At 74.2% G+C, this 24537-nt stretch carries 17 protein-coding genes; 12 read left to right on the forward strand and 5 right to left on the reverse strand.

All coding sequences use genetic code 11. The features are described 5' to 3' along the window. The first annotated feature begins 31 nt into the window (after window positions 1–31). From recC to QWY29_RS08185, 4 genes are read left to right on the forward strand one after another with little or no spacing between them, the layout of a single operon-like run. Window positions 32–3376 carry an exodeoxyribonuclease V subunit gamma gene (gene recC / locus QWY29_RS08170; RefSeq protein ID WP_300960220.1) on the forward strand — a complete coding sequence of 1115 codons (3345 nt, stop codon included), beginning with the start codon at window positions 32–34 and terminating at the stop codon, window positions 3374–3376. Further along, the gene (locus QWY29_RS08175) at window positions 3373–6771 is read left to right on the forward strand and encodes a UvrD-helicase domain-containing protein (RefSeq protein WP_300960221.1); all 3399 of its coding nucleotides are present in this window, start codon (window positions 3373–3375) and stop codon (window positions 6769–6771) included. Before recC ends, QWY29_RS08175 begins: the two co-directional genes overlap by 4 nt. Further along, window positions 6768–8561: an exodeoxyribonuclease V subunit alpha gene (gene recD / locus QWY29_RS08180; RefSeq protein ID WP_300960222.1), complete on the forward strand. Its 1794-nt coding sequence runs from the start codon at window positions 6768–6770 to the stop codon at window positions 8559–8561. The genes QWY29_RS08175 and recD overlap by 4 nt, the downstream gene beginning before the upstream one ends. Window positions 8562–8605: 44 nt before the next feature. After that, the gene (locus QWY29_RS08185; RefSeq protein WP_300960223.1) at window positions 8606–9217 is read left to right on the forward strand and encodes an ACT domain-containing protein; all 612 of its coding nucleotides are present in this window, start codon (window positions 8606–8608) and stop codon (window positions 9215–9217) included. Window positions 9218–9345: 128 nt separating this feature from the next. Here the strand turns inward: QWY29_RS08185 and QWY29_RS08190 are convergent, their stop codons facing one another. Then, entirely contained in the window at window positions 9346–9798 is a 453-nt protein-coding gene (locus QWY29_RS08190) for a nitroreductase family deazaflavin-dependent oxidoreductase (protein ID WP_300960224.1), read from the reverse strand. A 71-nt stretch (window positions 9799–9869) separates the two neighbouring features. Here QWY29_RS08190 and QWY29_RS08195 point away from each other — a divergent pair, with 71 nt between their 5' ends. From QWY29_RS08195 to QWY29_RS08205, 3 genes are read left to right on the forward strand one after another with little or no spacing between them, the layout of a single operon-like run. Next, window positions 9870–10805 carry a 1,4-dihydroxy-2-naphthoyl-CoA synthase gene (locus QWY29_RS08195; RefSeq protein WP_300960225.1) on the forward strand — a complete coding sequence of 312 codons (936 nt, stop codon included), beginning with the start codon at window positions 9870–9872 and terminating at the stop codon, window positions 10803–10805. Between the two features lie 23 nt (window positions 10806–10828). Beyond that, a complete protein-coding gene (locus QWY29_RS08200; RefSeq protein WP_300960226.1) occupies window positions 10829–11365 on the forward strand; it encodes a DUF4333 domain-containing protein in 537 nt (178 codons plus the stop codon). Between the two features lie 53 nt (window positions 11366–11418). Beyond that, entirely contained in the window at window positions 11419–12111 is a 693-nt protein-coding gene (locus tag QWY29_RS08205) for an NAD-dependent deacylase (RefSeq protein WP_300960227.1), read from the forward strand. Window positions 12112–12306: 195 nt separating this feature from the next. On the opposite strand, the gene treZ is transcribed toward QWY29_RS08205, so the two are convergent. The 3 genes from treZ to glgX are packed head-to-tail and all read right to left on the reverse strand — an operon-like array spanning window position 12307 to window position 18669. Then, complete coding sequence (gene treZ / locus QWY29_RS08210) at window positions 12307–14091, reverse strand: malto-oligosyltrehalose trehalohydrolase (protein ID WP_300960228.1); 1785 nt, start codon at window positions 14089–14091, stop codon at window positions 12307–12309. Between the two features lies 1 nt (window position 14092). Further along, entirely contained in the window at window positions 14093–16477 is a 2385-nt protein-coding gene (gene treY, locus QWY29_RS08215; protein WP_300960229.1) for a malto-oligosyltrehalose synthase, read from the reverse strand. A 2-nt stretch (window positions 16478–16479) separates the two neighbouring features. Continuing rightward, complete coding sequence (glgX, locus tag QWY29_RS08220) at window positions 16480–18669, reverse strand: glycogen debranching protein GlgX (RefSeq protein WP_300960230.1); 2190 nt, start codon at window positions 18667–18669, stop codon at window positions 16480–16482. A 163-nt stretch (window positions 18670–18832) separates the two neighbouring features. Between glgX and QWY29_RS08225 the strand changes: the two genes are divergently transcribed. After that, window positions 18833–19978, forward strand: a complete 1146-nt coding sequence (locus QWY29_RS08225; RefSeq protein WP_300960231.1) for an acyl-CoA dehydrogenase family protein — start codon at window positions 18833–18835, stop codon at window positions 19976–19978. A 158-nt stretch (window positions 19979–20136) separates the two neighbouring features. On the opposite strand, the gene QWY29_RS08230 is transcribed toward QWY29_RS08225, so the two are convergent. Then, window positions 20137–20871 carry a GTP pyrophosphokinase gene (locus tag QWY29_RS08230; RefSeq protein ID WP_300960232.1) on the reverse strand — a complete coding sequence of 245 codons (735 nt, stop codon included), beginning with the start codon at window positions 20869–20871 and terminating at the stop codon, window positions 20137–20139. Window positions 20872–20940: 69 nt separating this feature from the next. Between QWY29_RS08230 and thpR the strand changes: the two genes are divergently transcribed. The 4 genes from thpR to QWY29_RS08250 are packed head-to-tail and all read left to right on the forward strand — an operon-like array spanning window position 20941 to window position 24355. Continuing rightward, window positions 20941–21519, forward strand: a complete 579-nt coding sequence (gene thpR / locus QWY29_RS08235; protein WP_300960233.1) for an RNA 2',3'-cyclic phosphodiesterase — start codon at window positions 20941–20943, stop codon at window positions 21517–21519. A 24-nt stretch (window positions 21520–21543) separates the two neighbouring features. Continuing rightward, complete coding sequence (locus QWY29_RS08240; RefSeq protein WP_300960234.1) at window positions 21544–22668, forward strand: NAD(P) transhydrogenase subunit alpha; 1125 nt, start codon at window positions 21544–21546, stop codon at window positions 22666–22668. Continuing rightward, window positions 22665–22973, forward strand: a complete 309-nt coding sequence (locus tag QWY29_RS08245) for an NAD(P) transhydrogenase subunit alpha part 2 (RefSeq protein WP_300960235.1) — start codon at window positions 22665–22667, stop codon at window positions 22971–22973. The genes QWY29_RS08240 and QWY29_RS08245 overlap by 4 nt, the downstream gene beginning before the upstream one ends. Beyond that, window positions 22970–24355, forward strand: coding sequence for an NAD(P)(+) transhydrogenase (Re/Si-specific) subunit beta (locus QWY29_RS08250; RefSeq protein WP_300960236.1), 1386 nt, complete (start codon window positions 22970–22972; stop codon window positions 24353–24355). Before QWY29_RS08245 ends, QWY29_RS08250 begins: the two co-directional genes overlap by 4 nt. Window positions 24356–24537: the final 182 nt, after the last annotated feature.

The following is a 24537-nucleotide window of genomic DNA, read 5'->3' on the forward strand; positions in this document are numbered from 1 at the left end:
GCTGTCGGCGCCGGGTGGCATGCTGCGCCGCGTGCCTCTCCACCTCCACTCCGCCCCGCGGACCGACCAGCTCGCCGACGCCCTCGGCGAGCTGCTGTCGCAGCCGCTGGCGGACCCGTTCGCGGAGGAGGTCGTGGCCGTCCCGGCCAAGGGCGTCGAGCGCTGGCTCACCCAGCGGCTCTCCCACCGGCTGGGCACCTCGCCGGGTGCCTCCGACGGGGTCTGCGCGGGGGTGCGCTTCCTGAGCCCCCGCTCGCTGGTCGGGCTGCTGCTCGACCGCGACCGCGACGACGCGTGGGACCCCGACCGGCTCGTCTGGCCGCTGCTCGGCGTCATCGACGACAGCCTCGACGAGCCGTGGTGCGCGACGCTGGCCACCCACCTCGGCCACGGGCTGGAGGGCGAGGAGGCCGCCCTGCGCCGCAACCGCCGCTGGTCGGTGGCGCGCCGGCTGGCCGGGCTCTACGCGTCGTACGCCGTGCAGCGGCCGTCGCTGGTCGCCGACTGGCGGCAGGGGCGCGACACCGACGGCGCGGGCGCCCCGCTCGACGAGGACCTGCGCTGGCAGGCCGAGCTCTGGCGCCGGCTGCTCGACCGGGTGCCGGTCGACCCGCCCGACGTCCGGCACGAGCACACGCTGGCCGCGCTGCGTGACGGCGGCCGCGGGCTCGACCTGCCCGACCGCCTCTCGCTCTTCGGCCACACCCGCCTCCCGGTCACCGAGGTCGAGCTGCTCGCCGCGCTGGGGTCGAGCCGCGACGTGCACCTGTGGCTGCCCCAGCCGTCGCCGGGGCTGTGGCGGACGCTGGCCGACGTCGTCGGCCCGGTCGTCCGCGCCGACGACGACACCACCGCCCGGGTCGGCCACCCGCTGCTGGCCTCGCTCGGCCGCGACACCCGCGAGCTGCGCCGCACGCTCGCGCCCGCCCCCGCGGAGGAGCACCAGGTCGCCGACGCCGGGGAGGACCCCCGCGCCGGGGAGGCCGCGACGCTGCTCGGCTGGCTCCAGCACGACCTGCGCGCCAACGCCGCGCCGGACGCCGCGACCCGGGCCGGGCGCCGGCTCGACGCGGGGGACCGCAGCGTGCAGGTGCACGCCTGCCACGGCCCGGCCCGGCAGGTCGACGTGCTGCGGGAGGTGCTCGTCGGGCTGCTCGCCGACGACCCGACCCTCGAGCCGCGGGACATCCTCGTGATGTGCCCCGACATCGAGACCTACGCCCCGCTGGTCTCCGCCGGCTTCGGCCTGGCCGACGTCGTCCCCGACGACCGGGGCCACCCGGCCCACCGGCTCCGCGTGCGGCTGGCCGACCGGGCGCTCACGAGCACCAACCCGCTGCTCGCGGTCGCCGCGCGGGTCGTGGAGCTCGCCGGCGGCCGGGTGCGGGCCAGCGAGGTCATCGACCTGATGGCGGCCGAGCCCGTGCGGGCGCGCTTCCGGCTGACCGACGACGAGCTGGCCCGGGTCACCCGCTGGGTCGGTGACGCGGGCATCCGCTGGGGCCTGGACGCCGCGGGCCGGGCGGGCTTCGCGATGGACGGCTTCGAGCACAACACCTGGCGCGCCGGCCTCGACCGGCTGCTGCTGGGCGTGGTGATGAGCGGCGACGACCACCGCCACCTCGGGCGCGGGCTGCCGCTGGACGACGTCGGAAGCAGCGACATCGACCTCGTGGGCCGGTTCGCCGAGCTGATGGCCCGGCTGGAGGAGTGCCTGCGGGGCCTCGAGGCGGCCGTCCAGGTGGGGGAGTGGATGACCGCGCTCCACGACGGGGTCCGCGCGCTGACCGACGTGCCCGTCGAGGACGCCTGGCAGCTGCCGCAGCTCGAGCGCGAGCTGGCCCGGGCCGTGGAGTCGGCGGGCGCCGGCGCCGACGTGCCGCTGCGGCTGGCCGACGTGCGCGCGCTGCTGGAATCCCGGCTGGCCGGTCGACCGACCCGGGCGAACTTCCGCACCGGCACGCTGACGGTCTGCACGATGGTGCCGATGCGGTCGGTGCCGCACCGCGTGGTCTGCCTGGTCGGCCTCGACGACGGCGTCTTCCCGCGCAACGCCACGGTCGACGGGGACGACGTGCTCGCCCGCCGGCCGCTCACCGGCGAGCGCGACCCCCGCAGCGAGGACCGACAGCTCCTGCTCGACGCGGTCATGGCGACGACCGAGACCCTGGTGGTCACCTACACCGGCGCCAACGAGCACTCGGGCGCCGCCCGCCCGCCGGCGGTGCCGCTGGGCGAGGTGCTCGACGCCCTGGACCGGACGGCGGCGGCACCGGTGCGCGAGCAGGTGCTCGTCCGCCACCCGCTGCAGCCCTACGACGTGCGTGGCTTCGCCGACGGAGCGCTCGGCGTGCCCGGGCCCTTCGCCTTCGACGAGCCGGCCCTCGCCGGCGCCCGCGCCGCCGTCGGCGAGCGGCACCCGCGCCCGGTGTTCATCGCCGCGCCGCTGGCCGAGCGCGACACCGAGGACGTCGCCCTCGCCGACCTGCACGACTTCCTGCGCCACCCGGCCCGCACCTTCCTGCGCCGCCGGCTCGACGTCGGCTCGCCCCGCTCGGCCGAGGAGGTCAGCGACGGCATCCCGGTCGACCTCGACGGGCTGCGCTCGTGGGAGGTCGGCGACCGGCTGCTCGGCGAGCTGCTCGCCGGGCAGGACGCCACCTCGGTGATGACCGCCGAGCAGCTGCGCGGCTCCCTCCCGCCGGGCCGGCTCGGCCACCAGAAGCTGGTCGAGGTCGCCGAGGAGTCCGAGAAGCTCTGGAACCGCACCGCCGAGCTGCGGGGCGGCGCCGCCCGCAGCATCGACGTCGACGTGCCGCTCGGCGACGGGCGACGGCTCAGCGGGGTCGTCCAGCGGGTGCACGGCACCCGGGTGGTCTCGCTCAGCTACTCCCGGCTCAAGGCCAAGCAGCGGCTCGCCTCCTGGGTCGACCTGCTCGCGCTGAGCGCCGGTCGCCCCGACCAGCACTGGACCGCCCACGCGGTCGGCCGGGACAAGGCCGGGCCCAAGCGCGCCCTGGCCGGCCCGCTCGACCACCGGGCCGTCGACTGGCTCCGTGAGCTGGTCGAGCTGCGCGACCTCGGGCTGACCCGGCCGCTGCCCATGCCGGTGCTGACCGCCCACGCCTGGGCCGAGGCCCGGCTGCTGGAGCTCATGGGCAACGACCGCTCCCCGGCGCAGGCCGCCGAGCGGGAGTGGCGCACCGACACCGGCGGCAGCTGGGGCATCGAGCGCGAGGACGCCGACCCGCACCACGTGCGCGTGTGGGGCGAGCGCGCCCCGCTGTCGGACCTGCTCGACGCCGGCCTGGCGACGTACGCCTGGACGGTGTGGGAGCCCGTCCTCACCCTGGGGGAGAAGGTGGCCGCGCTGTGACGACCCCGACGACCGACCCGAACACCGGCCCGACCGCCGGCCCGACCACCGGCCCGACCGCCTTCGACATCCGCGACCCGCTGCCGACCGGCACCACGCTGCTCGAGGCGAGCGCCGGCACGGGCAAGACCTGGACGATCGGCGCGCTCGTCACGCGGTACGTCGCCGAGGGGGTCTGCTCCCTGGAGCGGATGCTCGTCGTGACGTTCGGCCGCGCGGCCAGCCAGGAGCTGCGCGAGCGGGTGCGAGGCCAGCTGGTCGAGGCCGAGCGTGCGCTGTCCGACGACCCGACCCTGGCGCCCACCGAGCCGTCGGCGCTGCTGGACCTGCTGCTGGACTGCGACGCGGCCGAGCGGGCGCTGCGGCACCGGCGGGTGACCGAGGCGCTGGCCGGGTTCGACGGCGCGACCATCGCGACGACCCACCAGTTCTGCTCGATGGTGCTCGGCTCGCTGGGCGTCGCGGGCGACACCGACGCCCGCGCGCGGCTGGTCGAGGACCTCGACGAGCTGCTGACCGAGGTCGTCGACGACCTCTACCTGCGGGCGTTCGCCTTCGCTGGCACCGACCCGGCCTTCAGCCGGGCCGAGGCAATGGGCATCGCGCGCACCGTGGTGGGCGACCCCCAGGCGCGGCTGGAGCCGGCCCACCAGGACCGCTCCACCCCCGCCGGCCGGCGGGTCGCCTTCGCCCACGCCGTGCGCGCCGAGATGGACCGCCGCAAGCGCCGGCTCGGCGTGCTCTCCTACGACGACCTGCTCGAGCAGCTCGCCGGCGCGCTCGAGCACCCGGACGCACCGGCCCGGGCGCGGATGCGGCAGCGCTGGAGCATCGTGCTGGTCGACGAGTTCCAGGACACCGACCCGGTGCAGTGGCAGGTCCTGGACCGGGCGTTCACCGGCCACGCCACCATGGTGCTCATCGGCGACCCCAAGCAGGCGATCTACGCCTTCCGCGGCGGCGACGTCACGACGTACCTCCAGGCGGCGGCCACCGCCACGACGACCAAGACGCTCCCGGTCAACTGGCGCAGCGACGAGCGCCTGCTCGACTCCTTCCAGACCGTGCTCCGCGGCGCCGAGCTGGGCGACCCGCGGATCGTGGTGCACGACGTGACCCACCACCACGACGGCTCGCGCCTGGCGGGGGCGCCGAGCACCGCACCGTTCCGGCTGCGGGTCGTGCGCCGCGACCACCTGGGCCGGCGCGGCTCGGGCCCGTTGTACGTCGCCCAGGTCCGCCCCCACGTCGCCCGCGACCTCGCGCTCGATGTCCGCCGGCTGCTGGCGTCCGGGGCGACCTTCGACGGCCGGCCGCTGGAGCCGCGCGACGTCGCGGTGATCGCCTACCGCCACGCCGACCTGGCCGCCTGCCGCGCCGCCCTCCACGAGGTCGGCGTGCCCGCGGTGATCGCCGGCGGCGGCAGCGTCTTCGCGACCCCCGCGGCGACCGAGTGGCTCGAGCTGCTCGAGGCGCTCGAGCAGCCGCACCGCAGCACCCGCGTGCGCACGGCCGCGCTGACCTGCTTCCTCGGCCACACCGCGGCCGAGCTCGACGCCGGCGGAGACCGGCTGACCGACGAGGTCGCCGACACGCTGCGCTCGTGGGTCGAGGTGTTCACCCGGCGCGGCGTGGCGGCCGTGCTCGAGGCCGCCACCGTCGCCGGCCTGCCCGCCCGCGTGCTCGCGGAGGTCGGCGGCGAGCGCCGGCTGACCGACCTGCGCCACATCGGCGAGGCGCTCCACGAGGTCGCGCTCACCGAGCGGTTCGGGCTGGTCGCCATGCTCACCTGGCTGCGCGGCCAGGTCGCCGACGCCCAGGAGGGCCGCGGCACCGAGCGCACCCGTCGGCTCGACTCCGACGCCGCCGCGGTGCAGCTGGTGACGATCCACGCGAGCAAGGGCCTGGAGTACCCCGTCGTCTACCTGCCCGCCCTCGCCGACCGCAACGTCCCCAAGCCGTCCACCCCGCTCTTCCACGACGCCGCGGGCACCCGCTGCCTCGCCGTCGCCGGACCGGGCGGCGACGACTGGTCCGACCACGTCCGGCGCTGGTCGGAGGAGGAGGCCGCCGAGCACCTCCGCCTGCTGTACGTCGCCCTCACCCGCGCCCGCTCGCAGGTCGTCGCCTGGTGGGCGCCGACCCGCAACACCCCGTGCTCCCCGCTGCACCGGATGCTGCTGGGCCGCCGGCCCGGGATGGCCGAGGTGCCCACCGAGTTCCGCACCCTGAGCGACGACGAGGCCGCCGAGTTCCTCTCCCGGTGGCAGGCCGCCGGTGGGCCGACCGTCGAGCCGGCGGAGCACGCCGACCCCGGGGCCGACCCGGTGCGACCGGCGCCGCCCGCCCTGGCCGTGCGCCGGTTCGACCGGGACGTCGACGTCGCGTGGCGCCGCACGTCGTACTCCGCCCTCACCCGCGTCGACGTCGTCGCCCCCGGAGCGGGCGGCGTGGCCAGCGAGCCCGAGACGGTCGCCAAGGAGGACGAGCCGGACGTCCCGGTCCCGGCGCCCGTCCCCGCGGAGCAGTCCGTGCCGTCCCCGATGGCCGCGCTGCCGGTCGGGGCGACGTTCGGGTCGCTCGTCCACGCGGTGCTGGAGCACACCGACCCCGACGCCCCGGACCTGCGCGCCGAGCTGCTCGGGCACGTCCGCGAGCAGCTGGTCCGCTGGCCGGTGCCCGTCGACCCCGACGAGCTGGCCGACGCGCTGGTCGCCGTCTGCGACTCCCCGCTCGGCTCCGTGGGCGGCACCGTCGTGCCGACGACCCTGCGCGGGGTGCCGCTGCGCGACCGGCTGCGGGAGATGGAGTTCGAGCTGCCGCTCTCCGGCGGCGACCTCGCCGGCCCCGCCGGTCGGGAGGCGCGCCTGGGGGACCTGGCACCGCTGCTGCGCCGGCACCTGCCCGACGGCGACCCGGTCCGCGGCTACGCCGAGCGGCTCGACCAGCCGGCCCTGGGCGGGCAGAGCCTGCGCGGCTACCTCACCGGCTCGGTCGACGTGGTGCTGCGGCTGCGCGACGAGCAGGACCGTCCGCGCTACGTGGTCGTCGACTACAAGACCAACTGGCTCGGTCCGGTCGACGAGCCGCTGACCGCCCACGCCTACCGCCCCGAGGCGCTGGACGCGGCGATGGGCCACTCCGACTACCCGCTGCAGGCCCTGCTCTACGCCGCCGTGCTGCACCGGTTCCTGCGCTGGCGCCAGCCGGGCTACGACCCCGAGGTGCACCTCGGCGGCGTGCTCTACCTCTACCTGCGGGGCATGTGCGGCCCGGCCACGCCGGTGGTCGACGGGCAGCCGTGCGGCGTCTTCACCTGGCGCCCGCCCGTGGCGCTGGTCGAGGAGCTCTCCGACCTGCTCGACGGACGCGTGGCCGGGGCGGTGGGCGCATGACCGAGCTGTTCGAGCCGGTCGGCGACCACGACCACCGGCTCGCCCTGAGCGCGACCGGGACGCTCGCCGACCTCAACCGGGCCGGCCTGCTCGAGGCCGGCGACCTGCACGTCGCCGACCGGGTCGCCGACCTCGCCGGCGGTGCCGACGACGAGGTGCTGCTGGCGCTGGCGCTCGCCGTGCGGGCCGTGCGGCACGGGTCGGTCGCCGTCGACCTGGCGACCGTGCCGGACGTCGCGCCCGAGCTCACCTGGCCCGACCCGGTCACCTGGCTGGCGGCCGTCGAGGGCTCGCGGCTGGTCGAGCTGGGCGCGCTGCGCGTCGAGCACGGCCTGGTCTACCTCGACCGCTACGCCCGCCTGGAGCAGCAGGTGTGCGCCGACCTCGTGGCCCGCACCCGCCAGGAGCCGCCGCCGGTCGACGAGGCGGCGCTCACCGCGGCGCTGGCCCGGGTCGGCGGCCGGCTCAACGACCAGCAGCGCGAGGCCGCCGAGCGCAGCGCCCGGCAGTGGACCACCGTGCTCACCGGCGGCCCCGGCACCGGCAAGACGACCACGGTCGCGCGGATCCTCGCGGTGCTCGCCGACCAGGCGGCCGTCCTCGCCGCCCAGGCGGCGCCGGGTGCCGCCGGGCGCCGGCTCTCGGTCGCGCTCAGCGCACCGACCGGCAAGGCCGCCGCTCGGCTGCAGGAGGCGGTCGACGCCGAGCTGGCCGGCCTGCCGGAGGAGGACCGCGACCGGCTCTCGGTCGAGTCGATGACGCTGCACCGGCTGCTCGGCTGGCGCGCCGACAACGCGACCCGCTTCCGGCACGACCGGACCAACCGGCTCACCCACGACGTGGTCGTCGTCGACGAGTCCTCGATGGTCGAGCTCACCCTCATGGCGCGCCTGCTCGAGGCGGTCCGGCCCCAGGCGCGGCTGCTGCTCGTCGGCGACCCGCGCCAGCTGACCTCGGTCGGCGCCGGCGCGGTCCTCTCCGACCTGGTCGCCGGCCACGAGGGCGACCCGGCCTCGCCGGTGGTCTCGCTGACCGAGAACTACCGCTCCCGCGCCGACATCAAGACCCTCGCCGAGGCGCTGCGCACCGGCACCGCCGACGAGGTGCTCGCCGCGCTGCGGGCGCCGTCGAGCCAGGTCGAGTACGTCGAGACCGACGACCCGGCGGCCGTGCTGCACGACGACACGCTCGCCTCGGCGCTCGCCGTCCGGCGGGCCGCCGAGCAGGGCGACCCCGTCGGCGCCGTACGCGCCCTGGACGAGCACCGCCTGCTCTGCGCGCACCGCGAGGGCCCCTACGGCGTGCGGCTGTGGAACCGCCACGTCGAGCAGTGGCTCGGCGAGGAGCTCGGCGTCGACCTGCGCCAGGAGTGGTACGTCGGCCGGCCGCTGCTCGTCACCACCAACGACCACGCGCTCGAGGTCTACAACGGCGAGACCGGTGCGGTCGTGCTCGGCGCGGACGGCCGCGCCCGGGCGTGGATCGCGGGCTCGCGCGGGCTGCAGGACTTCGCCCCCGGCCGGCTCGACGCCGTGGAGACCATGCACGCGATGACCATCCACAAGAGCCAGGGCAGCCAGGCCCGGCGGGTGACCGTGCTGCTGCCGGAGGAGGGGTCGCGGCTGCTGAGCCGCGAGCTGTTCTACACCGCGGTCACTCGGGCCCAGGACCACGTGCGCGTCGTCGGTTCTGAGGCCGCGGTCCGGGCGGCCGTGGAGACCCGGGCGCAGCGCGCCACCGGCCTGCGGCAGCGCCTCCTGGCGGCCCGTGGCGCCGGGTCCGCGACCTGACACGACGAGATCCAGCCGTCATCTCGGCCCACTAGTGTCAAGACATGCCCTTCCTGCTGCGCGTCGAGCTCCCCGACGTCCCTGGTTCGCTGGGGCGGCTGGCGACCGCGATCGGTGAGGCCGGCGGTGACATCGAGGCCATCGAGATCGTCGAGAAGCGGCACGACGGCACCGCCCTGGACGACGTCCTGCTCGAGATGTCCGGCGGCGCGATGCCCGACTCCGTGGTCTCGGCCTGCAACTCGATCGAGGGCGTCAGCGTCGTGTGGATCAGCCGGTACGCCGCCGGGGGCAACCTCGTGCTCGACCTCGAGGCCGTGGAGGAGCTGACCGCCAACCCCGCCCAGGCCGTCGACCGGTGCGTCGACCTGCTGCCGGTCACCTTCCGCGCCGACTGGGCCGCGCGTGTGCACCGCGCCCACGGCACCCGGCACCGCACCGAGGCCGCGCCCGACGAGCTGCCGTTCGTGGAGATCGACCACACCGAGCGGCTCGAGGTCGAGGGCGACGAGGTGACGATCTACGCCGCCACCCGCCTCGACGGCAACGAGATCATCGTGATCGGCCGCCGCGGCGGGCCGGAGTTCCTCGACTCCGAGCTGGCCCGGCTCGACCACCTCGTCGGGCTCGCCCAGACCATCGCCCGGGTCGACTGAACCCCGCCCCCCACCCCCGCCGCTCGGCCCGCTGCCGGGGTAGTAACGGACGAATTCGTCCCCCAGCGGGATAGTCACGGACGTTCCTGACCGTTACTACCCCGACCGACGGGCCGGGGCAGTCGGACTCAGTCCTCGACGCGCTCGAGGAGGAAGACGGGGATCTCGCGGTCGGTCTTCTCCTGGTACTCCGCGTACGGCGCGTACTGGGCTACGCACCGGTCCCACCACTCCACGCGCTCGGCGCCGGTGGCGACCCGGGCGCGGTAGAGGGCCGGCTCGGGGCCGTCCTGGAGCTGCACGACGGGGTGGGCGACGAAGTTGGCGTACCAGCTGGGGTGCTCCGGGTCGCCGCCCTTCGACGCGACCGCGGCGTACACGCCCTCGTGCTCGACGCGCATCACCGGGTTCTTGCGCAGCTTGCCGGACTTCGCGCCCTTCGAGGTGATCACCACGATCGGCCACTCCGGCTTGTCCATCAGCGTGTGTGCCTCGCGTCCGCCGGTGCGCTCGTAGGTCTCGACCTGGTTGCGCACCCACTCGCTGGGGCTGGGCTCGTACTCACCGTCCAAGAGGTCCATGACCTACCGGAACCCATTCCGGCCCGATCCTCTTCCTCGGCGTCGGCGCGCCGCGGCTAGGGTCGGTCGCCATGAGCGCGATCGACGGGGTGTCGGAGATCTTCGACGCCGAGCTGTGGGACGTCGTCCCGGGCTTCGAGGACCTGACCGACCTGACCTACCACCGCGCGAAGGCGCACGGCACGGTGCGCGTCGCGTTCGACCGCCCCGACGTGCTCAACGCGTTCCGGCCGCACACCGTCGACGAGCTGCTGCGCGTCCTCGAGCACGCCCGGACCACCAGCGACGTCGGCTGCGTGCTGCTCACCGGCAACGGTCCCGGCGAGCGGCACGGCAAGTGGGCGTTCTGCACCGGCGGCGACCAGCGGATCCGCGGTCGCGCCGGGTATCAGTACGAGAAGGCCGACGGGGTCGAGGGCGGCGACGCCGTGGTCACCGTGGACAAGGCCCGCCTCGCGAGGTTGCACATCCTCGAGGTGCAGCGGCTGATCCGGTTCATGCCGAAGATCGTCATCTGCGTCGTCCCCGGCTGGACGGCCGGCGGCGGCCACAGCCTGCACGTGGTGTGCGACCTGACGCTGGCCAGCGCCGAGGAGGCGCGGTTCAAGCAGACCGACGCCGACGTCGGGTCGTTCGACGGCGGGTTCGGGTCGGCGTACCTGGCCCGCCAGGTCGGGCAGAAGATCGCCCGCGAGATCTTCTTCCTCGGCCAGGAGTACTCCGCCGAGGACGGCGTGCGGATGGGCACCGTCAACCGCGCCGTCCCGCACGCCGAGCTCGAGGCCACGGCGCTGGAGTGGGGCCGGATCGTCAACGGCAAGAGCCCGACGGCGCAGCGGATGCTGAAGTACTCCTTCAACGCCATCGACGACGGCCTGGTCGGCCAGCAGCTCTTCGCCGGCGAGACCACTCGCCTGGCCTACATGACCGACGAGGCCCAGGAGGGCCGCGACCAGTTCCTGGAGAAGCGCGACCCGGACTGGTCGGACTACCCCTGGTACTACTGAGCCGACCCGGGCACCGACCCGCCGTGCGCCCCGTCCCTGGAGTCCCCGGAGCCCCCGCAGCTCTCGCCGCGGTGCTGGGCCTGCTCGGGTGGGGCCTGGCGGGCTGCGGCGAGGCCACCACCGGTGAGCTGTCGGCGGCCGCGCTGGCCGACGAGGTGGCCGCGCTCTACCCGGCCGCGGGCCGTGCGCGCGTCGACGTGCGGTGCGACGGGCCACTGGCCGGCGAGGTCGGCGCCAGCCAGGAGTGCCGGGTGGCGGTGCGGCGCGACGTGGTGACGGTCCGCGCGACGGTCACCGGCGAGACCGACGAGGGGCCGACGTTCGAGACCGTGCCGGTGGTGCCGGCCGACGAGGTCGCGCGGACGGTGTTGGCGGCGCTGACCGACGACGAGTACGTCGTGGGCGAGGTCGTCTGCGAGGCCGAGCTGCCCGGCGTGGTCGGGGCGTCGGTGGCCTGCCGGGCCGCGCCGCCGGACGGCGACCGGCGCACCAGGGTCGAGGCGACCGTGGAGCGGGTGGACGGGTTGCAGGTGCGGATCCGGTACCGCCTCGTGGGCTGAGCCCCGGCGCGGCGCGATCGGTGACACACTCGGTGCATGGAGATGGTTGCGCCATGAAGGTCGTCGTGCTGACCGGAGCCGGGATCTCCGCCGAGAGCGGGGTGCCCACCTTCCGCGACGCCGACGGGCTGTGGGAGGGCCACCGGGTCGAGGACGTCGCCACGCCCGAGGCGTACGACGCGCAGCCGTTCGTGGTGCACCGCTTCTACGACGCCCGCCGCAAGGCGCTCACCGCCGTGGCGCCCAACCCCGCCCACCACGCGCTCGCGCGGCTGGAGGAGTCGCTCGGCGACGACCTGCTCGTCGTCACCCAGAACATCGACGACCTGCACGAGCGCGCCGGCTCCACCCGCGTGCTGCACATGCACGGCGAGCTGCTGTCCGCGGTGTGCCGCGCCTGCCGGGGACGCTCCCGCTGGGACCGCGACCTCGCCGACCTGCCGCCCTGCCCGCGCTGCGGCACGCCCGACCTGCGGCCCGACGTGGTGTGGTTCGGCGAGATCCCCTACGAGATGGACCGGATCTACCTCGCGCTCGAGTCGGCCGACCTGTTCGTCTCGATCGGCACCTCCGGCGCGGTCTACCCCGCCGCCGGCTTCGTGCAGCAGGCAGCGACGTACGGCGCCCGCACCCTCGAGCTGAACCTGCAGGCCAGCGAGGTCACCACGCTCTTCCACGAGACCCGCCACGGCCGCGCCGGCGAGCTCGTCCCCGCCTGGGTGGACGAGGTGCTCGTCAGGCGCTGACCCGTCTGGTTGGGGCCTTCCGGCTGGTTGAGGAGGTTCCGCTGGGAACCGTCTCGAAACCCGCCGGAGATCGGGCTGCGGCGGGTTTCGAGACGGGCCTGACGGCCCTCCTCAACCAGCCGCCGGGCGCTGCGCGACCTCCTCAACCAGCTGCCGGGCGCTGCGCGATCTCCTCGACCAGCCGCTGAGGCCGGGTCAGCCCAGCAGGACCCCCACGTGCGGCGGCAGCGACAACGCGCCGCCGGGGAGCAGCTCGGCGCCGGTGGGGGTGGCGAAGAGGACGGCCAGGTCGGGGTCGACGGTGAGGTCGGCAGGCTCGTCGCCGAAGTTGACCACCATCAGCGTGCCGGCGCGCGCCATGGTGAAGACGCGGGTGGCCTCGTCGGCGGTGCAGGAGACCGAGGTGAACGCGGGGTCGGTCAGCGCGGGGACCGTGCGCCGCAGCTCGGCGAGCCGGCGGTAGACGTCGAGCAGCACCGCGTGCCGCCCCTCGGAGACCTCGGTCCAGTCGAGCTTGGAGCGGTGGAAGGTCTCCGGATCCTGCGGGTCGGGCACGACGGAGGGGTCCCAGCCCATCTTGGCGAACTCCGCGATCCGCCCCTCGGCGGTCGCCTTCCCCAGCTCGGGCTCGGGGTGGGAGGTGAAGAACTGGAACGGCGTCGACGCGGCCCACTCCTCGCCCTGGAAGAGCATCGGGGTGAAGGGGCCGGCGAGGGTCAGCAGCGCCGCGCAGGCGAGCTGGTCGTCGTCGAGCACCTCGGCGATCCGGTCGCCGACGGCGCGGTTGCCGATCTGGTCGTGGTTCTGGTTGGCGACGACGAGCCGCCAGGTCGGCATGTGCTCGGTGTCGACCGGCACGCCGTGGTCGGCCTCGCGGAAGGACGACCACGTGCCGTCGTGGAAGAAGCCCTTCTCGCACACCTTCGCCAACGCCGACAGCGGCTCGAAGTCGGCGTAGTAGCCGGTCGTCTCCCGCGTCAGCGCGACGTGGACGGCGTGGTGGAAGTCGTCGCTCCACTGCGCGTCGAGCCCGTAGCCACCCGCCTCCCGCGGCGTCACGAGACGGGGGTCGTTGAGGTCGGACTCCGCGATGAGGGTGAGCGGCCGCCGCAGGTGCGCCGACAGCGCGGCCACCTCGACCGCCATCTCCTCGAGCAGGTGCACCTCCGAGGAGTCCTCGAGCGCGTGCACGGCGTCGAGCCGCAGCGCGTCGACGTGGTAGTCGCGCAGCCACATCGCCACGTTGTCGAGGATGTAGCGGCGCACCTCGGCCGACCCCTCGTCGTCGAGGTTGAGCGAGTCGCCCCACGTGTTGCGGCCGCTGGTCAGGTACGGCCCGTAGACGGGCAGGTAGTTCCCGCTCGGCCCGAGGTGGTTGTAGACGACGTCCTGCACGACGCCGAGCCCGGCCCGGTGGCAGGCGTCGACGAAGCGCTGGTACGCCGCCGGGCCGCCGTACTGCTCGGCGACCGTGTGCCACAGGACGCCGTCGTACCCCCAGTTGTGCGTGCCGTTGAAGCCGTTGACCGGCAGCAGCTCGACGAGGTCGACGCCGATCGAGCGCAGGTGCTCCAGCTTGCCGATGGCCGCGTCGAGCGTGCCCTCGGGCGTGAACGTCCCGAGGTGCAGCTCGTAGATCACCGACCCGGGCAGCTGGCGGCCGGTCCACGCCCCGTCGCCCCAGGAGTACGCCGTGGGGTCGTAGGTGCGCGACCGTTCGTGGACGCCCTGCGGCTGCCGGCGCGAGCGCGGGTCGGGCAGCACGGTGCCCGCCTCGCCCTGGTCGTCGACGAGGTAGCCGTAGTCGACCTCGCCGCCGGCGGGCACCGGCTCGGCCGGCGTCCACCAATCGTCCTCGCCGCGGACCATCTCGACGACCTCGGTGGCGTCGGCCGGTCCGAGGGCCAGGCGCAGGCGGGTCGGCCGGGGCGCCCAGACGTCGAAGGGGCCGCGGGCGGGGCGTCGGGTGGGGGCGGTCATGTCAGTCCTCCGGGACGAGCAGGGCCACGGGGTGGGTGTCGAGCAGGTCGGTGAGCCGCGCGGAGGCGGGCCGGTCGGTGACGGCGTCGCGCCACCGGCCGGGCGGGAGCGCGAGCTCGGTGTCGCCCCATCCGCCGCGGGCGGCCAGCCCGACGGGCAGCCGGGTCACGATGGTGATCGCGCCGCCGCGGTCGTAGGCGAGCGCGTGGTCGGCGGCCGCGCCGGTGGCCGGAACCGCGGCGTACGACCCGAACAGCTCGGGTCGCTCGCGCCGCAGGGTGAGCGCCGTGGTGACGACCCGGAGCTTGGCGGTGGCCGGGTCGTCGAGGGTGGCGCCGACCGGCGACCACTCCGCGCGGGCCAGCAGCGACTGCCGGGCGTCGAAGTCGACGGGGCGGCGGTTGTCGGGGTCGACGAGCGACTGCTCCCACAGCTCGCTGCCCTGGTAGACGTCGGGGACGCCGGGGAGCGTGATCGAGAGCAGCTTCGCCGACAGCGCGTTGACCCAGCCGGGGCCGACCACCGAGGGCAGGAAGCCCTCGATCACCGCGCGCACGTCGTTGCGGTCGAAGGCGGCGTCGACCGCGGTGTGGACCGCGGCCTCGTAGGCCTCGTCCGGGTCGGTCCAGGTGGTGCGGTCGCCGGCCTCGCGCATCGCCTTCTCGGCGTAGCCGTGCAGACGGTCGCGCAGGTCGGGGTCGCTGGGCAGCCAGGCGCCGACGACGGCCTGCCACAGCAGCGAGCCGAAGCCGGGGTCGGGCAGCGGCACGAGCCCGAGCAGCGCGTCGAGGGTGCGCTCCCACTGCTCCGGGACCTCGGCGAACGCCGTGATCCGGGCCCGGACGTCCTCGCCCCGCTTGGTGTCGTGGGTCGACAGCGTCGTCATCGCGTGCGGCCATCGCCCCTGGCGCACGGTCATGTGCTCGTGGAAGTCGGCCGGGTCGAGTGCGAAGACGCTCGGGTCGCCGCCGACCTCGTTGAGCGAGGTGAGCCGGGAGTAGCGGTAGAACGCGCAGTCCTCGACGCCCTTGGCCATCACCATGCCGCTGGTCTGCTGGAAGCGGCGGGCCGGCGGCGTCCACGGGTCGCTGAGCACCGGCAGCAGGACGTCGAGGGTCGCCGCCAGGTCGGGGCGGTGCTCGCGCGCGGCCGCGAAGGCCTGGTCGAGGTGCTCGCGGCCCTCGGGCAGGTAGGAGCGGTAGACCGGGAAGCAGGCGAGCAGCTCCGCGACCGCGTCGACGACGCGGTCGGTCGTGGTGTCGGGGCCGGCGGGCAGGATGCGGCGCACCTCGCGCGTGATCCGGCGGACCTCGCTGTTGAGGATGCCGTCGGCGACCTCCCGCTTGGTGCCGTGGATCATCGCGTGCCAGTCGACCGGCCCGCCGCGCAGCCGTGCCTCGAGCGCGTCGAGCGGCGCCTGGCCCGCGGGATCGGTCAGCACGCGGTCGACGTGGGCCAGCACGTCGTACCCCGTCGTGCCGGCCGTCGCCCAGCCCTCGGGCAGCTCCTCGCCGGGCTCGAGGATCTTCTCCACGATCACGTAGGCGCCGCCGGTGAGCTCGGCGAGGTCGTCGAGGTAGCGCTTGGGGTCGCGCAGGCCGTCGGGGTGGTCGACCCGCAGGCCGTCGACCAGCCCCTCCTCGAACCAGCGCCGCACCTCCTTGTGCGACTCCGCGAAGACCTCGGGGTCCTCCACCCGCACCGCGGCGAGGGTGTTGACCGCGAAGAACCGCCGGTAGTTCAGCCCCTCGTCGGCCACCTGCCAGTGCACGAGCTCGTAGTGCTGGCGGGCGTGGACGTCGCCTGCGTCGTCGCCCTCGGACCACGTGCCGGGCGCCACCGGGTAGTGGTTGTCGTGGTAGAGCAGCTCGCCGCCGTCGGGGGTGTCGACCACGCGGAGGTTGGCGACGACGCCCGCCTCGTCGAGGTCGTCGTCGCCGATGACCGGGATCCGGATCCGGCCGTCACCGGCGGCCCACTCGATGTCGAACGCGGTCGCGTGCTCGGACTCGCGGCCGTGCTTGAGGACGTCCCACCACCAGGAGTCCTCCGCGGGCGCGGCCACGCCGACGTGGTTGGGCACGATGTCGACCAGCACGCCCATCCCGAGCCGCCGGGCCTCGGCCGCCAGCGCGGCCAGGCCCTCCTCGCCGCCACGGGCCGGGTCGATCCGGTCGTGGGTGGCGACGTCGTAGCCGTGGGTGCTTCCCTCCTCGGCCGCGAGCAGCGGGGAGAGGTAGACCCAGTCGACGCCGAGCTCGCGGAGGTACGGCAGCCGGCGGGCCGCCTCGAACAGGTCGAGGTCCTCGCTGACCTGCAGCCGGTAGGTGCTGACCGGCACCCGCTGGCCGTCGGCCGGTCCGGGGTCGCGGTGCCTGCCCTCCACGGTCACTCCTGCCCGCTCTCGATCAGCGCAGCGACGGACGCGGCGACGGAGGTGTCGACCTCGGCCTCGGGCGCGGCGTGCTGCTGGAGCACGACCAGGCTGTGGGTCTCCAGCGCCAGGGTCGAGCCGGGCTCGAGGCCGGTCGGCCCGCCCTCCGGCCCGGCGTCGTGGCCGGTGTCGACGACGACGTCCCAGCCGGCGGCGTACTCGTCGGAGGGGAGGGTGACCTCGGTCGGCCCGTCGGCGTTGAAGTAGAGCAGGAAGTGGTCGTCGACGATGCGCTGGCCGCGCTCGTCCTTGCCGGCGATGCCGTCGCCGTTGAGGTACATGCCGATGACCTGCTGGCCGCCCTCCCAGTCACCGTCCTCCATCGGCCGGCCCTCGGGGTGCAGCCACACGATGTCGTTGAGCCGCTCGCCGTCGCCGGTGCGGACCTCGGTGCCGGTGAAGAAGCGCTTGCGACGGAACGTCGGGTGGTCTCGACGCAGCTGGGAGATCGCGGCGGTGAACTCCAGCAGCGCGGTGTCGGCGCGGTCCCAGTGCATCCAGGCGATCTCGGAGTCCTGGGCGTAGGTGTTGTTGTTGCCGTCCTGGGTGCGGCTCATCTCGTCGCCGTGCAGCAGCATCGGCACGCCCTGGCTCAGCAGCAGCGTGGTGATGAAGTTGCGCTGCTCGCGCGCCCGGGCGGTGAGGATCTCCGGGTCGTCGGTGGGGCCCTCGGCGCCGTGGTTCCAGGAGCGGTTGTGGCTCTCGCCGTCGTTGCCGTCCTCGCCGTTGGCGTCGTTGTGCTTCTCGTTGTAGGAGACGAGGTCGCGCAGGGTGAAGCCGTCGTGGGCGGTGACGAAGTTGATGCTCGCGAAGGGGCGGCGGCCCGACTGCTCGTAGAGGTCGGAGGACCCGGCCAGCCGGCTGGCGAACTCGCCGAGCGCCGGCTCGCCGCGCCAGAAGTCGCGGACCGTGTCGCGGTAGGCGCCGTTCCACTCGGTCCACTGCGGCGGGAAGCCGCCGACCTGGTAGCCGCCCGGGCCGATGTCCCACGGCTCGGCGATCAGCTTGACCTGCGAGACCACCGGGTCCTGCTGGACGAGCTCGAAGAACGTCGCCAGCCGGTCGACCTCGTAGAACTCGCGCGCCAGCGTCGAGGCCAGGTCGAAGCGGAAGCCGTCGACGTGCATCTCGGTCACCCAGTAGCGCAGCGAGTCCATGATCAGCTGCAGCGAGTGCGGGTGGCCGACGTTGAGGCTGTTGCCCGTGCCGGTGTAGTCCATGTAGTAGCGCTTGTCGTCGTCGACGAGGCGGTAGTAGGCCTGGTTGTCGATGCCGCGGAAGCTCAGCGTCGGGCCCATGTGGTTGCCCTCGGCAGTGTGGTTGTAGACCACGTCGAGGATCACCTCGATGCCTGCGGCGTGCATCGCCTTGACCATCGACTTGAACTCCTGGACCTGCTGGCCGGGCTCGTCGGTCGAGGCGTAGTCGGCGTGCGGGGCGAGGAAGCCGAGGGTGTTGTAGCCCCAGTAGTTGCGCAGCCCCTTCTCCAGCAGCGTGCTGTCCTGCACGAACTGGTGGACCGGCATCAGCTCGATCGCGGTCACGCCGAGCTTGGTCAGGTGCTCGGTGACCGCGGGGTGCGCCAGGCCGGCGTACGTCCCGCGCTGCGCCTCGGGCACGTCCGGGTGCAGCTGGGTCAGGCCCTTGACGTGCGCCTCGTAGATGAAGCTCTCGCTGTAGGGGATCCCGAGCGGGCGGTCGCCCTCCCAGTCGAAGAACGGGTTGATGACCACGGCCTTGGTCATGTGCGCCGCCGAGTCGTCGTCGTTGCGCGAGTCGGGGTCGCCGAAGTCGTAGCCGAAGAGCGCCTGGTCCCAGTCGATGTCGCCGCTGGTGGCCTTGGCGTAGGGGTCGAGCAGGAGCTTGTTGGGGTTGCACCGCAGGCCCTGCGCCGGGTCGTGGGGGCCGTGCACGCGGTAGCCGTAGCGCTGGCCCGGCTGGACGGCCGGCAGGTAGCAGTGCCAGACGAACGCGTCGACCTCGGTGACCTCGACGCGGGTCTCGGTGCCGGCCTCGTCGAAGAGGCACAGCTCGACGCGCTCGGCGGCCTCGCTGAAGAGGGCGAAGTTGGTGCCGGTGCCGTCGAACGTCGCACCCAGCGGGTACGGCTGGCCGGGCCAGACCTCGGTCGTGGTCTCGGTCATGGTGGTGCCCTTCGTCGCGCGGTGGTGTGGTGTGGACCGACCCGTTTGGATCGATCGAATCCGCGGGCGCGCGGGCGCGCCCCCGAGCGCCTCCGATACCCACTCGGTCCGCCAGGCACCCTTCACCTCTCGGGGTGTGCTACCCGCGAGTAGGATCGGGGCCATGAAGCGCGACATCTACGACGAGGACCACGAGGCCTTCCGCGGCTCGGTCCGGGAGTTCCTCGAGCGGTCGGTCATCCCCCACGTCGAGGAGCACGCCGAGGCCAAGGCGATCCCGCGGGACTTCTGGATCGAGGCCGGCAAGCAGGGCTTCCTGGGTCTGGAGATCCCCGAGGAGTACGGCGGCGCGGGCGCCGGAGACTACCGGTTCAACGCCGTGATCGCCGAGGAGCTCTCGAAGGTCAACGCCGCGCTGGGCTCGTGCTGGGGCATCCACGCCGACATCACCGCGCCGTACCTCGTCGAGCTCGGCACCGAGGAGCAGAAGCAGCGCTGGCTGCCCGGCGTCGCGGCCGGCGAGATCCTGCTGGCCATCGGCATGACCGAGCCCTCCGGCGGCTCCGACCTCGCCGCGCTGAAGACCACCGCGGTCCGCGACGGCGACGACTGGGTCATCAACGGCTCGAAGACCTTCATCACCAACGGCTACTCCGCCGACCTGGTCATCACCGCGGTGCGCACCAGCCCGGAGAAGAAGGCCCGCGGCATCACGCTGTTCGCGATCCCGGCGACCGCCGAGGGCTTCAGCCGCGGCCGCAAGCTCGACAAGGTCGGCCAGCCCGAGTCCGACACCGCGGAGCTGTTCTTCGAGAACGTCCGCCTCTCCGACGACCACATCGTCGGCGAGCTCGACATGGGCTTCATCCACATGATGCAGAAGCTCCCGCAGGAGCGGCTCGGCTGCGCGATCTCCAACCTCGCGCACGCCAAGCAGATCTTCGAGGAGACCGTCGCCTACACCAAGGAGCGCACCGCCTTCGGGGCCCCGGTCGGCACCTTCCAGCACAACAAGTTCCTCATGGCCGACATCGACACCCAGATCGACGTCAGCCAGGCGTTCATCGACCGCTGCGTCGAGATGCACGACAAGGCCGAGCTGACCCCCGTCGACGCGGCCAAGGCCAAGCTGTGGACCTCCGAGATCCAGAACCGGATCCTCGACCACTGCGTCCAGCTGCACGGCGGCTACGGCTTCATGAACGAGTACCGCGTCGCCCGCGCCTGGCGCGACGCCCGCGTCTCGCGCATCTGGGCCGGCTCCAACGAGATCATGAAGGAGCTCATCGGCCGCGACCTCGGCCTCTGAGTCCTTCTCGTCCCGTCCCGGCGACCGCGGAGGGCGTGAGGTTCATCGGCTACCCGATGAACCTCACGGTCCCCCGATGGAATTTCGTCGGGGGACCGTCAGCTTCATCGGGGCCCCGATGAAGCTGACGGCTGCGGCGACGTGCTGAACCAGCCCGCTCAGGCGTCGGGCGGCGAGCCGAGCCGACGCAGCGAGTCGATGAGCTCGGAGGCCGGCATCGAGCCGGGCGCGCCGCGGAGCGACCCCACGACGCTGTCGTCGAGCGGATCGAGGCCGCGGACCTCCTGGTGCAACCGCTCCATCGTGGCGTCGAGGGCGTACGCCGTGTCCGCGGCCTCCTTGAGGCCGGCGAGCAGGTCGGCGGGGACGTCGCGGCGGTACTTGTAGTAGATCTTGTGCTCCAGGCTCGCCCAGAAGTCCATGGCGATCGTGCGGAACTGCACCTCGACCACGACCGGCACCGAGCCGCCGGAGAGGAAGACCGGCACCTCGACGAGCGCGTGCAGGCTGCGGTAGCCGTTGGGCTTCGGGTCGGCGATGTAGTCCCGCAGCTCGAGCGTCGTCACGTCCGGCTGGGCCATGAGCAGGTCGACGACGTGGTAGACGTCGGAGACGAAGCTGCAGGTCACGCGCACGCCGGCGACGTCGGTGATCTCCTGGCGCACCCGCGCCAGCGGGTCCGGCCCGTCGAGGTCGATGCCGCGCCGCTCCATCTTCTCCAGCAGGCTCTCGGGCGACTTCAGCCGCGAGCTGACCGACTCGATGGGGTTGTAGTCGTGCAGGTGGGCGAACTCGTCGCGCAGGATCGACAGCTTGGTGACGACCTCGTCCATGCCGAAGCGGTGCTCGAGCAGGAACCGCCGCACGGTCTCGTCCCAGGCCCCCTCGCTCACGCCCCCAACGTACGCCGCGGCGCGCGCCGGTCCGGGTGCCGGGCCCGGCCCCGTGGCTAGGGTCGGGGCGTGCGCCTGTTCGCCGCCCTCGTGCCGCCGGAGGAGGCCGTCGAGCACCTCGACGAGTTCCTCGCGCCGCGTCGTGGGGAGGGCGCGTTCCGCTGGGCCACGGCCGAGCAGCTCCACCTGACGCTGGCCTTCTACGCCGACGTCGCGGACCGGTCGCTCGACGAGCTGGTCGAGCGGCTGGGGACGGCTGCGCGGCGGCGTACGCCCTTCGGGGTGCGGGTGGCCGGTGGCGGCGCGTTCCCCGACGTCGCGCGGGCGCGGGTGCTGTGGGCGGGGCTGGTCGCCGACGAGGCGGGCGCGGTCGAGCTGGACCGGCTGGCGGCCGGGTGCCGGGCGGCGGCGTCGCGCAGCGGGGTCGCGGTGGACGGGCAGCGGTTCCGGCCGCACCTGACCGTGGCTCGGCTCGGCCGGCCGACGGAGGCGACGCGCTGGGTGCGGTTGCTCGACGCCTACGCCGGCCCGACGTGGACTGCAGACCGGGTCACGCTCGTCGCGTCGTACCTCGGCGAGGGGCCGCGCCGACGCCCGCGGCACGAACCGGTCGCCGAGCTCCCGCTCGCGGGGGCCGGCCTGGGCTAGGTTGCCCCACGTGAGGCAGGTCACGTGAGGATCGCGGTGGTCCGCGAGACGCGGGAGGGCGAGACGCGGGTCGCGCTCGTGCCCGACCTCGTGCCCGCCCTGGTCGCCGCCGGCCACGATGTCCTCGTCGAGCCGGGTGCGGGCCGCGGCGCGCTCCACGCCGACGAGGAGTACGCCGCCGCAGGGGCCGCCCTCGACGAGCGGGCCGTCGAGGAGGCCGACCTGGTGCTCGCGGTCCAGCCGATCGACGTGGCGACCGCCCGCCGGCTGCGGCGGGGAGCGGCGACGGTCTCGTTCCTCGCACCCGGCCAGGAGCTGGCGCTGGTGGCGGACCTGCGCGACATCGGCGTCACGGCGTACGCGATGGAGCTGGTGCCGCGGATCTCGCGGGCGCAGTCGATGGACGCGCTGTCGTCGCAGTCGCTGGTCTCGGGCTACCGCTGCGCGGTGGTGTGCGCGGGCCTGCTGCGCCGGTTCTTCCCGCTCAACATGACCGCCGCCGGCACGGTGCCGCCGGCCCAGGTGGTGGTGCTCGGCGCGGGCGTGGCCGGGCTGCAGGCGATCGCGACGGCCCGGCGGCTCGGCGCCGTGGTCAAGGCCTACGACGTGCGGGCCGCGGCCGCCGAGGAGATCCGGTCGATGGGCGCGCAGGCGATCGAGCTGGACCTGCCGACGCTCGACGGCGCGGGCGGCTACGCCCGGGAGATGTCGGAGGAGCGGTCGGCGCTGCAGCGCGAGCTGCTGGCGCCGTACGTCGCGGCGGCCGACGGCCTGATCACCACCGCCGCAGTGCCCGGGCGCACCGCGCCGGTGCTGGTGACCGCGGCGATGGTCGAGGCGATGCGGCCGGGCTCGGTGGTGGTCGACCTGGCGGCCGACAGCGGCGGCAACGTCGAGGGGTCGGTGCCCGGCGAGGTGGTGCGCCTCGGGCGCGCGCAGGTCTGGGGCGGGCGCAACGTGCCGGCGCAGATGCCCGGGCCGGCGTCGCGGCTCTACGCGCAGAACGTCGTGAGCCTGGTCCAGCTGCTCACCGCCGACGGCACCCTCGAGCCGGACCTCGACGACGAGGTGCTCGACGCCTGCTGCGTCACCCACGACGGGGTCGTGCGGCACGCGCCGACCCGCGAGCTGCTGGAGGGGGTCCGATGAGCGAGGCCGTGGTCTGGCTGACGGTCTTCGTGCTGTCGGTCTTCGTCGGCGTGGAGGTGATCTCCAAGGTCTCCTCGACGCTGCACACGCCGCTCATGTCCGGCGCGAACGCGATCCACGGGATCATCCTGCTCGGCGCGGTGCTGGTCACCGGCACCGCCGACTCCACGCTCACCCTCGTCGTCGGGCTGGTCGCCACCGTGCTGGCGACCGTCAACATGGTCGGCGGCTTCGTGGTGACCGACCGGATGCTCCAGATGTTCTCCCGCAAGCCAGCCCGCCGCCCGCGGGGTGACGGCTCGTGACCCCCACCCTCGCCCCCACCTGGGTGCAGCTGGTCTACCTCGCCTGCGCGGTCTGCTTCATCCTCGCGCTCAAGGGCCTGGCCGGCCCGCGCACCGCGCGGGGCGGCAACCTCGTCGGTGCCGCGGCGGCGGTGGTCGCGGTGGCCGTGCCGTTCACCTACCTCGACCTCGACCACGTCGCGCTGATCCTGGTCGCCATCGCGGTGGGCGGCGTCGTCGGCGCCGTCGGGGCGCAGCGGGTGCAGATGACCCAGATGCCGCAGCTCGTCGCGCTCTTCAACGGGGTCGGCGGCGGCGCCGCGGCGCTGGTCGCGCTGCTGGAGCTCGGCCACCTCGGCGACGCGACCCCGGCCTTCGACGTGGGGGCGACGGCGTTCACGGTGGCCGTGGGCGCGGTGTCGTTCGCGGGCTCGGTCGTCACGTTCGCCAAGCTGCAGGAGCTGATGACCTCGCGGCCGGTGGTGTTCCCGGGCCTGCCGGTGCTGTTCGGTGCGCTGCTCCTGGCGACGCTGGTGCTCGCCGGGCTGGTCGTCGCCGAGGTCGCGGTCGGCTGGGCGGTCGGGCTGGCCCTCGTCGGGCTGGCGGTGGGCGTGCTGCTCGTGCTGCCGGTCGGCGGCGCCGACGTACCCATCGTCATCTCGCTGCTCAACGCCCTCACCGGCCTCACGGTCGCCGCCGGCGGCTACGTGCTCGGCAACATCGTGCTGCTCGTCGCCGGCACCCTGGTCGGCGCGTCCGGCACGTTCCTGACGCTGCTCATGGCGCGGGCGATGGGCCGCTCGGTCGCCAGCATCCTCTTCGGCGCGCTGCGCGGCGGGTCCACGCTCGGCGCCGGGGAGGCCTCCGACCGGCCGGTCCGCAGCGCCGGACCGGAGGACGTCGCGATCCTGCTGGGGTACGCCGAGCGCGTGGTCGTCGTGCCCGGCTACGGGCTCGCGGTCGCCCAGGCCCAGCACACGCTGCGCGAGCTCGTCGAGGTGCTGGCCGCCCGCGGAGCGCGGGTCGACTACGCGATCCACCCGGTGGCCGGCCGGATGCCCGGCCACATGAACGTGCTGCTCGCCGAGGCGCAGGTGCCCTACGAGCAGCTGGTCGAGATGGACGACATCAACCCCGAGCTGCCGCACACCGACGTCGTGCTGGTAGTCGGCGCCAACGACGTGGTCAACCCGGCCGCGCGCACGACCCCCTCGGCCCCGATCTACGGCATGCCGATCCTCGACGTCGACCAGGCCCGGCAGGTGGTCTTCCTCAAGCGGTCGATGCGCCCCGGCTTCGCCGGCATCGAGAACGAGCTGCTCTTCGACCCCCGCACCACCCTGCTCTTCGGCGACGCCAAGGAGTCGCTCGCCAAGCTGCTCGCCGCCGTCAAGGCCCTCTGAGCGTTCGCTCGTCCCGCCCGTCCGGGGTCGCCGAGATCGGGCCTCCGGGGGTGCGAGCATCCCAGGTTAACTTGGGATGTTCCCGCTCCGCGGCCACTGCATCGGCCGGGAAGCGGGAGAGATGGCCGCGGAGTGGCGCCCCGAGACCCGCCCGGAGACGGCTCCCCAGACCCGCCCGGCGA

Origin of the sequence: Nocardioides abyssi (genome assembly GCF_030412915.1) — a bacterium.
GTDB lineage: Bacteria > Actinomycetota > Actinomycetes > Propionibacteriales > Nocardioidaceae > Nocardioides > Nocardioides abyssi.